Raw genomic sequence first — 14,051 nt, 5'->3', positions numbered from 1 at the left:
CATTTTAAGGCTATAAAGCGAGCGGACGCTTGTGCTGGATTTGGTTGTTGGTGATAACACCAACAACGGCGGAAAACGGCGTTTTAAGGCTGTAACAGTTGAAAGCTCACAAAGTATAACTTGCCCCGACCCAGAATTTATACTTCCACTGCATATGTCTTGCTTACCGCTGCCGTCGCTGTTTCGGATATGTTATCCGAAACTTATACTTTGCGGATTTGCAATCCGCTTACCTGCTATTAGTTGCTGCCTTTGCTGAGGAGGATTACAAATCCGCGCACATCATACTTTCGGATTGCAAATCCGAAAGAGCAGGGGGTAGGTTTCTTCATACTTGGCAGCAAACGGCTTCATCCTGATTACTTAGCCGCCGTTGTTGGTGTTTTCACCAACAACTTTGTTGATGTGGGGCCGCTCTTTCAAGTATTTAAGAGTAGCATTTCAAGAAGCTTACTTGATGTTCGGAAGCCTTAGCTGGTTGTTGGTGAAAACACCAACAACGGCAAAAAAAGCTTATATAACATCATAGCGCAAGCGTCCGCTTGTGCTGCCACTGCTTTGGCTACAGGTTTAGTAATTTGCTGGCTGAGATGCGGGGGCAAGTGGGTTGCTTTGCTGTCGCAAGGCACAAGCGGACGCTTGCGCCAGGGGGCACCTAATTTATTTTAATGTTTTCAGTCAGGTTAAGTTTATTGAGGAAGTAAGAAAGTTTCATATCAGCATAGTCGTGAGCCATCCTATCGCCAATTAATTGCTGAAGTAATAAATCATTGTCTATACTGGAATTGATTTTCAATACATACTTACTTCCCTCTGAATTCCATTCTAAAATTTCCGAATGACTTCTGTATTCAGACTTATAATTTTCATAAAACTTCAACACAAAAGCTTCAATTTGTACGAAAAGTCGCTTATTATCTTCATTAATAACTGGTTCTATAATTTCATAGAATCGTTTTTGAATATCCTTTAAAGACAGCCTCTTGCTTGATAATTCTGAATAAAAGTCCTCATGAATTGTTTTGATATAGACGAGGAAAATGAATACTGTTGGTACTAGATAATTGTTAGCTTTTAATGTTCGTAACGCTATTCTTGTATGAGATAAGATTTTCTCCTGTTGTCGTAACGTTAGGTCTCCGATTAAAACCTTGCCAGTCTTTATAAAGTTTTCTCTATCATAATCGAATTCTCTATATCTCCTCCTTTCTGAAGCTGCTAAAAAAGTATCGTATTCAAAATATTCGTATAGATGTTCAAAGAACTTTCCTCTTTCAGCTTCTGGAATAGAATACTCAATGTCTATAAACCTCCTTAAATACTCATTAGCATCAATCTTGTCAGAACCATATACTCCTCGAATTGCATGGCCTAACTGAACTTTATGAATTGATAGTACAAAAACTATGTTTGGAACAGAAAAGAAATGTTTTATTTGCTCTAATAGTAAAACTGCATAATTTGGTCGGCATCTATCTAATTCGTCTATTACAAAAACTAAAGGCTTTCCATTTGACTCATTAGCAACAAATTCCGATAGACTTTTTTTGAAATCAGCTATTGATTTCTTACGAGAAGCATACTCTTTAACATCCTCCTCAAAAATCTCCACAAAACTTTTCGATGTATCAGATAAGGCATCAATAAGGATTTCAGAATCAACATATCTGTTTATGAATGCTTTGAATAATGCTGGTGCTACATTTTTTGTTATCAGTGCCGCGTTCTTTACAACCCTATTGAATTTTTCCTCTTCACTTATATTTATGACTTTTAGTTCGCCAATCAAAGCAGTCAATGGATTGTCCTCAAAGTCATTTTCCCAAGCATTAAAGTAGATAGTTTTAAACCCTCTATTTATCAAATACTGCTCCCACATTCTTACAAACGTCGTTTTGCCAGTTCCCCATTTGTTGTTGATAGCGAGAACAAATCCTTCTGGATAATTCTCAACAATGTTGGTTAAAACATCAGCGTACTTTTCTCTGTGTAACTTGCAGTTTTAGAAAGGAGATTCTTGGTCTATTTCGAATTCAATATGCTTTAATGCCATATGTTGAGTATTATTATAGTTACAGTACATATAGAGTTTTTCCCTTTCAATTAACCTAAACTGAATGAATAAGCCAAACTTGAATATCGAATATACTATAGTAATTTATTAATATATAGAAAGGAAACAGAGTTCCTTTTTATAAACAAAGCACCCATAGCGCCCTCTCTAGTTGGTCGAGGAGATAGCTCTGCTGATTAATTTCCATACGCTGTGGAAATACATTCAGTACTTGTAATAGTAACTGTTGTCTTTACAGCCGTTGTTGGTGTTCTCACCAACAATGAAAATAGCCAAAAAACAAAAAAGCCCTGCAGACTTTCATCTGCAGGGCTTTTGTACCTTGGGCCGGAGTCGAACCGGCACGAGTGTTACCTCATTGGTGTTTGAGACCAACGCGTCTACCAATTCCGCCACCAAGGCCTCTGTTCCTCTATCAGGAACGGGATGCAAACTTAGATAATGTTTCCTGAATACGCAACAGATATTTTTTCTTCAGGTAATAAGTTTTTACCTCCTGCAGGGCCTCGTCTTTAGTAATGCCGTGCAGCTCGGGGTAGCGCTGCAGCACCGGCAGCACGTCGTTGTCCAGCTGGGCTACCAGGCCGCTGGTTTTCTCGCCAATCTCGTGCAGTTTGTCGGCATCAAAGTCGAACTCCAGCTCCATCAGCTCCTCGTTTATCTCCATCATCTCCATCAGGAAGTCGCCGGGCAGCTCGTTCTTACCGCCTTCTTCCAGCAGCCCGTGCTCTTTCAGGATGTATTGCATGCGCAGGTCCGGGTCAGAGAGGGTGCGGTAGGCGTTCGTGTTCTGGGTGCTCAGCTGCAGAATCTCCTGCTGCTTTTCCTGCGGCTCGTTGGCGTAGAAGTCGGGGTGGTACTCGCGGCTCAGCTTGTAGTACGTGTTCTTCAGGGCCTTCTCGTCCAGCAGGAAGCTTTCAGGTATATCGTAAAACTCGAAGTAGTTTTTCATGTAGCAACTATCAATTAACATTTATCAGATCGGCCTTTTAAAGCAGGCTATACTTAGCAAAGGTACAGCAAAAGGACCAGGATTGTTTGGCAGGAGAAGTATAGCTTTCCAACCTGATGAATGAAAACTGTTACATGTTAATTGTTAACTGATCTATACGACCAGGTCTCCGGCTTAGCGGCAAAAAGCGTTTTGGTGGCGGGCCATACTTGCCCGAACAGCTCGGAGCCGCGGTAGTTGTTCAGGTGCTCCTCAGAGTCCCAAAGGCTGTAGGTGCTGTATACGTTGGGTTGGTGCAGGTCCTGCAGCAGTTCTACGTGCTGGCAACCCTCAAAGGCGCGTATCTTCTCTTTCGAGTTGCGAAAAATCTCCAGGAATTCCTCTGTTTTCTCCGGCTTAAACGTCATCCGGACAATGCGAATCAGCATAGTTATTCGTTGTTGGTTATTCGTTATTCGATAGCAAGATGCACAAGCCTCACCATGTAGCTTGCCAAATATAACACGAACAACCAACAACTAATAACGAGCAACGAATTCAGTTCCCCGGATAAAAGCGCACGTCCACCTGCGAGTCGAAGCCCAGGCCCAATAGCTCGGCGGCGTGGCCTTTGTTGATGCCGATGCAGAGCAGCCCTTCGCTGTTGTAGGTGCAGCAGCAGTCGCCGTCGTCCACCTGGTTGTAGTTGGGGTAAATGCGCCCGATAGTCTCGCGGCCGAAATGGATGGTGAAGGTGCGGCCGTGGGCAATGGTCTCCACACTGTCGCGGGTGATGTCGGTGATGAGGTTGCCGTAGCGGTCTACATGGATGACGTGGCCGGTGATGGCGTGGTCGCCGAGGCGCAGTTGGCGGTTAAACAGCTGCCTGATGTCGGTGGTGCGGTCGCCGAGCACGTCTATGTCGCCACCCTGGGCCAGGAACACAGCGGCCGGTGCCAGCAGGTCGCGGGCAGGGGATGGCATAAAGGGGGCGTCTGTCTTCAGCTCTACCACCAGCTCCGGCTGACCATCTGTCAGGAGGGAGAGCAGCCCGTTGTCGGCCAGCAGAAAGTAGTGCCCTTTATACTTTGTAGCATGATATTTGCCCTTCTTACAACCGTGGGTGTCTACGGCAAGTAGGTGCACGGTACCTTCCGGGAAGTCGCGGAAAACGGCCCCGAAAACGTACTCGGCGTGTGCGATGTTGTAAGGCTCAATGGCATGCGTGATGTCCACGACAGGCACCTGTGGATCCAGAGAGAGGATTTTGGCCTTCACGGCGGCCACATAGTGGTCCCGGTATCCAAAATCAGACAGAAACGTAATTACAGCCATATTACGAACTATAATTTGAGTAGATTTGTATTAATATTACTGAATTTATTTAAATTAAAGAAAATATTCCTAACCTGCTATATACGAGGGTAAACATTTGGTAGAGAAAGTAATAACCTTAGAGAATATATCTCTCATCGATTTCCTGGGAACAGAGAACCAGAACATCAAACAGCTTGCGGCGGCATTCCCGAGCAGCAAGATCATATCGAGAGGTAACGAGATCAAGATTCAGGGGCAGACCCCTGAGATCACAAAAATCCACGAAATCCTGTCTTCGCTGATAGACCATTATCATAAGTTTGGGAAGATTACGCATAACAGCGTAAATAGATACCTTGGAACAGACGCACTGACCGAGGAGGAGGTGATTATTACCTCTCCGGACGTGATCGTGTACGGCAGCAAGGGCGGGGTGATTAAGGCCAAAACGCCAAACCAGCAAAAGCTGGTGGATGCGGTGGAGAAGAACGACCTGGTGTTCGCACTGGGGCCGGCCGGTACGGGTAAAACCTACATCTCGGTAGCCCTGGCGGTGCGTGCGCTCAAGAACAAGGAGGTCAAGAAGATCATCATCTCCCGACCGGTGGTAGAGGCAGGCGAGAGCCTGGGCTTTTTGCCCGGCGACATGAAGGACAAGGTAGACCCTTACCTGCGCCCGATCTACGACGCCCTGGAGGACATGATACCGGTGGAGAAGCTGAAGTATTACCAGGAGAACAAGATTATTGAGATAGCGCCGCTGGCCTACATGCGTGGCCGTACGCTGAACAATGCTTTTGTGCTGCTGGATGAGGCGCAGAACACCACCCCGGCCCAAATGAAGATGTTCCTGACCCGTATGGGCCCGAGCGCCAAACTGATGGTAAACGGCGACTGGTCGCAGATCGACCTGCCGCGCAACCAGCGCTCCGGTTTAATGGAAGCGCTAAACATCCTGCGCGGCGTGAAGGGCATCGGCTTTGTGGAGATGAGTGCCGAGGACGTGGTGCGCCATAGACTGGTGCGCGACATCGTGAACGCCTACAGCGAACTGGAGGAGAAGCGCCGCGCCGCCCGCGAGGAGGCCAAGGCTGCCGAAGAAGGAGCACCGGTAAAAGTGAACGGCCGCAGCAGAAAGCCACTGGCGGAATAACAGCTGCAGGTTGAACTTTCTGTAGCCAAGAATTGATTAATATTTTCTAAAAAACCTGTAGAGGCGCAACCTGTTGCGTCTCTACTTTTTTATACTTCGTTTACACCATGATTGAGGTAAGACAAGCCGCCACCGAGCAGGACCAGCAAGCGGCCTTTGCCATACGCGAAAAAGTTTTTGTGCAGGAGCAGCAGGTGCCCCGCGAGGCCGAGTATGATGCCCACGAAGCCACTGCCAAACATTACCTGGCCACCTGTGACGGTGTGCCTTGCGGCGCAGCTCGCTGGCGCAAAACCGAGGCTGGCGTAAAGCTGGAGCGCTTTGCCGTGCTGGCGGAGTTCCGGAATAAAAGTATAGGCGCTGAGGTGCTGCAACTGGTGCTACAGGAGGTGCAGGCGGCGCAGCCTGGGCAGAAAATCTACCTGCATGCGCAGCTGCCGGCGGTAAACTTCTACAAGCGCCATGGCTTTGTGGAGGAAGGCGATATGTTCACCGAGTGCGACATACAGCACTATAAAATGGTGTACAAAGGCTGATGCTGCGCTGGGCGCCATATCCGTTTGTGCGCATCACGCTCAGCTTTATAGCGGGCATAGGATTATACTTTGGGGTAGGCAGGCAGTTGGGGCAAGGTCTCTGGTTGCTTGCCTTTTTCTTTGCCGCTTTTGTGGCAGTGGCTCTACTTGCCAGAAAATATAAAAGCACGTTTGCCACCGATGCCGCCGGTATCCTTGGCCTGCTCACATTTGTGGCGCTCGGCTATACCACCACCCACCAGCGCATCGATCTAAACCAGCCGCACCATATAGCCCATTTGGCAGTGGCGCCCTCACACTACAAAGGCGTGGTAAATGATTATGTGCTGCAGAAGCCCGGTTACCAGAGCACGGTGCTGGAGGTGGAGCAGGTGAAGGTAAACGGCAACTGGCAGCCCGCCACCGGCAAAGTGCAGCTCTCGGTGCCCCACGACTCGGAGCGGGCGTACGAGGCAAGCTACGGCGATATGCTGCTCATCAAAGGTGCGCCGCAGGAGGTGGGGCCGCCTTTAAACCCCAATCAGTTCGATTATAAGGTCTACCTGGCCAACAAGCACATCCACCACCGCCACTACCTGCAGCCGCAGCAGTACCAGAAAATCGCTTCCAATCCGCCGAACTCCATTTTATACTATAGCATTATGCTGCGCCGCCAGCTGGACGAGGTGCTGCGCGAGCGGGTGGGGGAGAGGCGGGAGTATGCCATTGCCTCGGCGCTTATACTTGGTGTGAAGGATGAGCTGGACAACAGCATCCGGCAGGCCTATGCCGACACGGGCACCATGCACGTGCTGGCGGTGTCAGGGCTGCACGTGGGGCTTATTTATGGGGTGTTGATGTTCTTGCTGGCCCGTTTAACAACCACGCACAGGCAGGGCTGGTTGGGGGCTATACTTTTACTCCTGATGCTTTGGCTGTATGCCCTTGTCACGGGGCTGTCGCCATCGGTGCTGCGGGCGGTGTTGATGTTTAGTTTGGTCACAGTAGGCATGGCGCTGCGGCGGCGAACGGTGGTATATAATACCATTGCCTTTGCAGCTTTGGTGCTGCTGTACTTCAACCCCTTCAACTTGCTGGAGGTGGGCTTTCAGTTGTCGTTCCTGGCGGTGCTGGGTATTGTGTACCTCCAGCCAAGGTTTTACAAGCTCCTGGAGGTGGATAACTGGCTGCTGGATAAAGTATGGGCGCTCTTTACGGTGGCGCTGGCAGCGCAGCTGGCTACTTTCCCGCTGGGGCTCTACTACTTCCACCAATTCCCGGTATACTTCTGGCTGGCCAACATCCTGGTGGTGCCGGCGGCAACGCTGGTGCTGTGGTCCGGGGTGGCAGCGCTGGCTTTTAGCTGGGTGCCGGGGCTGAGCGGTTTGCTGTTCCAGGTGCACTTCTGGCTCATCTGTTTCATGAACGAGTTTAACCTCTGGCTGCAGCGGTGGCCGCAGTCCATTCTCACCGGCATCGATATTAGTGTGGTGCAAACCTGGCTTTTATACTTCCTGCTAATCGTCTTTATACTTTTCCTGGCCCTACGGAAATTGCGCTACCTGGGTATTGCGGTAGGCGTAGCGGCTATACTTTCGGGGCAGGAGCTATGGGAGGAAGCGCAGCAAAGGCAGCAGCGGCAGCTGGTGGTGTACAGCGTGCGCGGCGGTACGGGCATCGGGTTGGTGCAGGGGCAGCAGGCGCTGCTTATGGCCGATTCGGCGTTGCTGCAAAATCCGCAGAATTACAGCTTTAATGTGCAGCCGCACCTGTGGCAGTTAGGTGTGGAGGAGCCGCAGCAGGTGTTGTTTGCCTCTGCCGCGGCGCCCACTCTCATGCTGCCGGATAGCAACCAGCTGCTGGTGTGGCAGGGGCAGCGCTGGCTCATACTTTCCAGGCCACCCAAGCTGCAGCCAAAGGCAGATTTTGCCGTAGATTACCTGCTCCTGCGCCAAAACGTGCGCCTGAAGCCGGAGCAGCTGCAGGCGTATACTTTTGAGAAACTTATACTTGACGGCTCCAACGCGCTTTGGTACCGCCAGCGCCTGCGCCAGCAGTTGGATACGCTCGGAATCTCATACCATGATGTAGCCGACGCGGGAGCTTTTGTGGTAGAGGTGCCTTGAACAGGTTGTTAGTTATGCGTTGATCGTTGTTGGCTCTTTATGAAGTATACATCCCCAATCTGTTTACACCTCCAAGCAGGAGGGGCCAGGCGTCTCTGCAATTATACTTTAAACCAGCAAACCTGAGGGGATTCCCTTTTCCGAATAACGCATAACCCACAACGAACAACTACTTCTTCAGCGGCGAGTCTTTTTCCTTGGCCATTACATTATACACCAGCTTATCAGCCAGGCTCGGGAAGAGCTTGTTTACCCAAACGGCCAGCTTGCCTTGCGTGGTCATCACCAGGTCGCGTTGGCGCTGGATAGTGGCTTTCAGGATGCGTTCGGCCACTTCCTCGGCACTCATCATCTTTTCTTCCTCGCGTGGTGTTTCGCCTTGCTGCTGCCCGTTGGCGGCTAATGCGGTGTTGCGAATGTTGGAGGCCGTAAAGCCGGGGCAGGCAAGCAGCACGTGTACACCGGAGTGCAGCAGCTCCGTGCGTAGCGTTTCCAGGAAGCCGTGCATCGCAAACTTAGAGGCTGAGTACCCCGTGCGGGCAGGTAAACCTCTGTAACCGGCGATAGAGGAGATACCCACAACAGAGCCTTTTGCCTGCTTGATGTACGGTAGCGCATACTTCGTGCTGTACACGGTGCCCCAGAAGTTAATGTCCATTACCTTGCGGATCACGTCCAGGTCCACGTCCTCGAACAGGGCGCGCATCGAAATGCCGGCATTGTTGATGAGCACGTCCAGGCGGCCATACTTGGCAACTGTTTCCTGCACCATGCGCTGGCACTGCTCTTCCACACTCACGTCGGCGTTCACGGCCAGATTATCGATGCCCGCTGCGCTTAGCTCCTGGCTTGTCTGGTCGAGGTTTTGCTGGTTGCGGCCTGATACGGCTACTTTGGCTCCCTCACGCCCAAAGGCAAAGGCGAGCGCCTTGCCAATCCCCGACGTGCCGCCGGTAATCAGCACTACTTTATCTTTCATTTTTATACTTTCTTCGACTAAAATCAGCTGCAAAGATAAATTTAATTGTTGATTGCTGGAAGTTAGAGAGTTTGGGAGTTGGAGAGTTAAGGAGTTAGAATGTTCAAAAGTTGGGGAGTTTAGGAATCTAATCATAAATAACTTGTCACGAGTGACGAACAACCAATAACTAACAACAAGCAACGGGTAACGAATAACGACGACCGAACCACCCGTATCTCCTCATATTTTCGTAATTTTGCGCCACTGTGAGAAATAAGAGCAAGAAGAAATTCGAGATACTCGAAGGAATAAGAATCGAGGACATGGTAGCGGAGGGCAAATGCCTGGCGCGCCACAACAACATGGTCATTTTTGTGGGCGGCGTAGCACCCGGCGACGTGGTGGACCTGCGCATAACCCGCAAAAAGAAGAGTTTTTTGGAGGCCGAAGCCATTGCTTTTCATGAGCTGTCGGAGCTGCGGGTGCAGCCGTTTTGCGAGCACTTCGGTACCTGCGGTGGCTGTAAGTGGCAGCACATCGGCTACGATACGCAGCTACACTTTAAGCAGAAGCAGGTGAAGGACAACCTGGAGCGCATCGGTAAAGTGCCGCTGCCGGAGTTCGACCCTATACTTGGCTCAGGGAAAACGCGCTACTACCGCAACAAGCTGGAGTACACGTTCTCCAACACCAGCTGGCTTACCAAAGAGCAGATACAGTCGGGGCAGGAGTACGACCGCGATGCACTGGGCTTCCACATCCCGGGCCGCTTCGACAAGATCCTGGACATCAAGCACTGCTACCTGCAGCCGGACCCTTCCAACGCGATTCGGCTGGAGGTAAGAGCCTATGCCAAACAGCACGACCTGCCGTTCTTCGACATCGTTAAGCAGGAGGGTTACATGCGAAACCTGATCATCCGCACCGCCAACACGGGTGAGGTCATGGTGATCGTGCAGGTGTATGAGGACCGGCCGGAGGAAATGCAGGCGCTGATGGAGCACCTGGGCACAACTTTCCCGGAAATCACCTCGCTGCAGTATGTGGTAAACTCCAAAGGCAACGAGACCTTCCACGACCTGGAGGTAGTATGCTACAAAGGGCTGCCGTACATCCACGAGGATATGGAAGGCATTAAGTTCCGGGTAGGGCCGAAGTCGTTTTACCAGACCAATGCCGACCAGGCGTACGAGCTGTACAAGAAGACGCGCGAGCTGGCCAACCTGACCGGAAACGAGTTGGTGTATGACCTGTATACCGGGGCCGGTACCATTGCTAACTTTGTGGCGAAGCAGGCGCGGGAGGTGATCGGTATCGAGTATGTGCCGAGCGCGATCGAGGACGCCAAGATCAACTCGCAGATCAATAACATCACCAACACCACCTTCTATGCTGGCGACATGAAAGACATCCTGTCGGATGAGCTGATCGAGCGCCATGGTAGGCCAGATGTGGTGATCACCGACCCGCCACGCGCTGGTATGCACGAGGATGTGGTGCGGAAGTTGCTGCAGGTGCACCCGAACCGCATTGTGTACGTGAGCTGCAACCCGGCCACGCAGGCCCGTGACGTGGAATGGCTCTCGGAGAAGTATGAGGTAACGCGTGTGCAGCCGGTGGATATGTTCCCGCAGACACACCACGTCGAGAGTATTGTATTGTTAACCGCTAAATAGATAAACGTTTCTCGTAGCACGTATCATGACTTTGTGACAAAGGACAAATGTTAGGCTTATTCATACTGCTCCTTTGTATTTTATCAAATAGTCTTTTATCTGGTTTTAATGTCGTGATACTTGATACGTGCTACGTGATACGCAGATAAGAAATATGGAAAACGATCCGGAACTGAATGGTAAATACCTGGGCACTATTTCAAAGGATTTTGTGGTGGTGGCCGAGACGCTGAAAGAGGCTTCGTACCAGGTGCGCAAGCGTAAGATTTCTGAGTACCCGATTTTCGTGTTTAGTCGCACGCAGGTGCCGGTAGGCTCTGTATTTCTGGCCAAAGAAGAAGTGGCACTGGACTGGCACATCAATGCCTCCTACCTGGAAGACTTTGTGAACCGGCAGTTGGTTGTGGAAGATAAGGTGGAAGAGTTTAAGGCGGCCTACAAAGACCCGGACGAGTACTGCTGCCTGTTTGTGGTGGACGGCGACTTCCAGAACTTCGTGTTCATCCCTTTCCCGGAGGAATAAGATTTGGGACAAAGGACTTTTTGACAAAGGATGAAAGACTTATTCCCATAAGCAGAAAAGGCAGCTACTTGAGCTGCCTTTTCTGCTTTTAAAGTATAATTTCCTTTATCTATTGTCAAAAAGTCCTTTGTCAGGAGCTTAAAAATGGCTCCAGCCCTGGGCCTTCAGCGGGAATACTTGTCCTGCCTTGGTAGCCAGGTTTACGCCTTCGCTTTCTTCGGTAATCTTGCCAATGATGGTGATGTCGGGGTGGTTCTTCAACTCATCGTAGGCAGATAGGGGCACGGTGAAGAGCAGTTCATAGTCTTCGCCGCCGTTCATGATGCAGGTCAGCGGGTCCATGTTGAACTCCACGGCTGTCTCCAGCATCTGCGGGTCGGCCGGCAGGTTGTCTTTGTATACCGTGGCACCTACTTTCGACTGGCTGCAGATATGAAACAGCTCAGAGGCCAGGCCGTCCGAAATGTCGATCATGGACGTTGGCTTGATGCCGCGCTCCTTCAGGTCGTAAATTACATCCATGCGTGCCTCCGGCCTTAGCTGGCGGCCCACGATGTACTGCTTATTCTCCAGCTCCGGCTGCATCTCCGGGTTAGCCATAAACGCCTGCTTCTCACGTTCCAGAATCTGCAGGCCCATGTATGCCGCACCCAAGTCGCCGGTTACGCAAACTAAGTCGTTTACCTGGGCACCGTTGCGGTACACGATCTGGTCTGGAGCCGCCTCGCCAATGGCTGTCACGCTGATGATAAGGCCAGCAGTGGAGGAGGTCGTGTCGCCGCCTACCAGGTCTACTTTATAGTTGTCGCAGGCCAGGCGGATGCCCTCGTAAAGCTCTTCCACGGCCTCCACGGTAAAGCGCGCACCCAACGCGATGTTCACGGTGATCTGCGTTGGCTTGGCATTCATGGCGGCGATGTCAGACACGTTTACCGCCACCGCTTTGTAGCCCAGGTGTTTCAGCGGGCAAAAGGTCAGGTCAAAGTGTACGCTCTCCAGCAACATGTCCGACGACACCACCACCTGCTTCTCCTTCGGCTCCAGCACCGCCGCATCGTCGCCGATGCCTTTGATGGTGGAGGCGTTGCGCAACTCTATCTTCTCTTTGATCTTGCGGATGAGGCCAAACTCGCCTACTGAACTTAAAGGGGTATATTCGCTCATAATGCTGTGTCTTTTTCTTAAGGGTGCAAAGATACGAAATAAGATACAGAGCTGCTGTATAGGCTTTACTGCTCCGAAGCATGCCTTCTTTACTAGCTCAAGCTAAACCAAACCCACCTCCTGGCTAACAGCTGATCAAACCACTGGTGAAATTTTATTAATGAAATGTTTGTACATTATATGTATGTACATTAAATTTGTATAAACAATTTGATCATTACCGGGCTTAGTACTTAAAGGGCAAAATATGTCAACAAGCACAGAGAATAAAATTGCCACCCATACGCTTATCGAGAGTCGCTGGAGCCCACGTGCTTTTAGCGCCGAGCGTGTTAGCGAAGAGCAACTGGAGGCGTTGTTTGAAGCCGCCCGATGGGCGCCATCAGCCATGAACGAGCAACCATGGCGGTTTGTTTATGCGGCGAAAGAGGAGGAGGCCTTTGAGCGGTTGGGAAGCCTGTTGGTAGAAGGAAACAGCTGGGCAAAGAAAGCAGCGGCGCTTTTTGTCTCTATCGCCAAAACCAGCTACGACTACAACGGAAACTCGAACAGGCATGCCTGGCATGATCTGGGCCTGGCTACAGGCAACCTGTTGCTACAGGCCACCGGCCTTGGCTTGCACGTACACCTTATGGGAGGTTTCGATGCCGCCAAGGCAAAGCAGGAACTGGGCATACCGGACGGATACGAAGCGGTGGCCATGGGCGCCGTAGGCTATGCAGGTGACCCTGAGTCGTTGCCAGAGACCTTGAAGGCGCGTGAGCTGGCACCACGCAAGCGCAAGCCCTTGCATGAAATCGCCTTCAAAGGGGAGTGGAAATAAGGGTAATCAAGAGTAGAAGCATAAAACTATGAGTAAGAAAGTATTACATAAGGCGAATACCCGCGGACATGCCAACCACGGCTGGCTCGATTCGCATCATACCTTCAGCTTTGCGCATTATTACAACCCCGAGCGCATGGGCTTCGGGCTGCTGCGCGTGTTAAACGATGATGTGGTGGCACCGGGTATGGGCTTCGGCACGCACGACCACGATAATATGGAGATCATCTCTATCCCGCTGAAGGGCTCCCTGGCCCACCGCGACAGCACCGGCACGAAGGAGGTGATCAAGACAAACGAGGTGCAGATTATGTCCGCGGGCAGCGGCATCTCCCATTCGGAGTTTAATGGGTCTACTACCGACGGGGTGAACTTTTTGCAGATCTGGGTGTTCCCTAAAGAGCGGGACATACAGCCGCGCTACGGGCAGAAGGCATTTAAGCCGGAAGACCGGGTGAACAGGCTGCAGACCGTGGTTTCTCCTGAAAAAGACGGCGAAGCCCTCTGGATCAACCAGGACGCCTGGTTTACGCTTGGCACGCTCAGGGATGGTTTCTCGGAGGAGTATGCGCTGCACAAGCCAGGAAACGGCCTCTACGCTTTTGTGTTGAATGGTGAAGTAGAAGTAGACGGCGAAAAGCTAGGCAAGCGTGACGGACTGGGCATAAGCGAGGTAGACAGCGTGCAGATCAAATCCTCCGGCGATGCTGAACTGCTGCTGATGGAGATTCCCATGAAATAAGAATATAGTGTTTAGTGATTTAAGTAGGAACCTCGGCATATGCCGG

12 protein-coding genes, 1 tRNA gene and 1 pseudogene are annotated in these 14,051 nt (G+C 50.9%); 7 read left to right on the top strand and 7 right to left on the bottom strand.

Features of this window, described 5'->3' with window-relative positions; translation table 11 throughout:
• Positions 1-655 precede the first annotated feature (655 nt).
• From PXG97_RS09205 to PXG97_RS09185, 5 genes and pseudogenes are all read right to left on the bottom strand, one after another.
• Positions 656-1,975 (bottom strand): annotated as a pseudogene (locus PXG97_RS09205) (KAP family P-loop NTPase fold protein); the annotation flags it as partial.
• 417 nt (positions 1,976-2,392) lie between these two features.
• Positions 2,393-2,476, bottom strand: a tRNA-Leu gene (locus PXG97_RS09200).
• A gap of 13 nt (positions 2,477-2,489) precedes the next feature.
• Positions 2,490-3,026, bottom strand: coding sequence for a Fe-S protein assembly co-chaperone HscB (gene hscB / locus PXG97_RS09195; protein WP_276497466.1), 537 nt, complete (start codon positions 3,024-3,026; stop codon positions 2,490-2,492).
• A 137-nt stretch (positions 3,027-3,163) separates the two neighbouring features.
• On the bottom strand, positions 3,164-3,454 hold the full coding sequence (locus PXG97_RS09190) for a putative quinol monooxygenase (RefSeq protein WP_276497465.1): 291 nt from the start codon (positions 3,452-3,454) through the stop codon (positions 3,164-3,166).
• 109 nt (positions 3,455-3,563) lie between these two features.
• On the bottom strand, positions 3,564-4,340 hold the full coding sequence (locus PXG97_RS09185) for an SAM hydrolase/SAM-dependent halogenase family protein (protein WP_276497464.1): 777 nt from the start codon (positions 4,338-4,340) through the stop codon (positions 3,564-3,566).
• A 97-nt stretch (positions 4,341-4,437) separates the two neighbouring features.
• On the opposite strand from PXG97_RS09185, the gene PXG97_RS09180 reads away from it, so the two are divergent.
• The 3 genes from PXG97_RS09180 to PXG97_RS09170 all read left to right on the top strand — a co-directional run bounded on the left by PXG97_RS09180 (position 4,438) and on the right by PXG97_RS09170 (position 8,116).
• On the top strand, positions 4,438-5,475 hold the full coding sequence (locus PXG97_RS09180) for a PhoH family protein (RefSeq protein WP_276497463.1): 1,038 nt from the start codon (positions 4,438-4,440) through the stop codon (positions 5,473-5,475).
• A gap of 107 nt (positions 5,476-5,582) precedes the next feature.
• Positions 5,583-6,011 (top strand): GNAT family N-acetyltransferase, encoded by a 429-nt coding sequence (locus tag PXG97_RS09175; protein ID WP_276497462.1) that lies wholly within the window; start codon positions 5,583-5,585, stop codon positions 6,009-6,011.
• Entirely contained in the window at positions 6,011-8,116 is a 2,106-nt protein-coding gene (locus PXG97_RS09170; protein WP_276497461.1) for a ComEC/Rec2 family competence protein, read from the top strand. The genes PXG97_RS09175 and PXG97_RS09170 overlap by 1 nt, the downstream gene beginning before the upstream one ends.
• A 169-nt stretch (positions 8,117-8,285) precedes the next feature.
• Here PXG97_RS09170 and PXG97_RS09165 read toward each other — a convergent pair whose 3' ends face one another.
• Positions 8,286-9,095, bottom strand: a complete 810-nt coding sequence (locus PXG97_RS09165; protein ID WP_276497460.1) for an SDR family oxidoreductase — start codon at positions 9,093-9,095, stop codon at positions 8,286-8,288.
• A 305-nt stretch (positions 9,096-9,400) separates the two neighbouring features.
• Between PXG97_RS09165 and rlmD the strand changes: the two genes are divergently transcribed.
• Complete coding sequence (rlmD, locus tag PXG97_RS09160) at positions 9,401-10,753, top strand: 23S rRNA (uracil(1939)-C(5))-methyltransferase RlmD (protein WP_276497579.1); 1,353 nt, start codon at positions 9,401-9,403, stop codon at positions 10,751-10,753.
• A gap of 154 nt (positions 10,754-10,907) precedes the next feature.
• Positions 10,908-11,276 (top strand): hypothetical protein, encoded by a 369-nt coding sequence (locus PXG97_RS09155; protein WP_276497459.1) that lies wholly within the window; start codon positions 10,908-10,910, stop codon positions 11,274-11,276.
• 138 nt (positions 11,277-11,414) lie between these two features.
• On the opposite strand, the gene thiL is transcribed toward PXG97_RS09155, so the two are convergent.
• Positions 11,415-12,440, bottom strand: a complete 1,026-nt coding sequence (gene thiL / locus PXG97_RS09150) for a thiamine-phosphate kinase (protein WP_276497458.1) — start codon at positions 12,438-12,440, stop codon at positions 11,415-11,417.
• 247 nt (positions 12,441-12,687) lie between these two features.
• Between thiL and PXG97_RS09145 the strand changes: the two genes are divergently transcribed.
• Complete coding sequence (locus PXG97_RS09145) at positions 12,688-13,263, top strand: nitroreductase family protein (protein WP_276497457.1); 576 nt, start codon at positions 12,688-12,690, stop codon at positions 13,261-13,263.
• 28 nt (positions 13,264-13,291) lie between these two features.
• Entirely contained in the window at positions 13,292-14,005 is a 714-nt protein-coding gene (locus PXG97_RS09140) for a pirin family protein (RefSeq protein ID WP_276497456.1), read from the top strand.
• Positions 14,006-14,051 lie beyond the last annotated feature (46 nt).

Origin of the sequence: Pontibacter litorisediminis (assembly GCF_029360645.1) — a bacterium.
Classification (GTDB): domain Bacteria; phylum Bacteroidota; class Bacteroidia; order Cytophagales; family Hymenobacteraceae; genus Pontibacter; species Pontibacter litorisediminis.
This window is presented reverse-complemented; position numbering and strand designations above follow the sequence as displayed.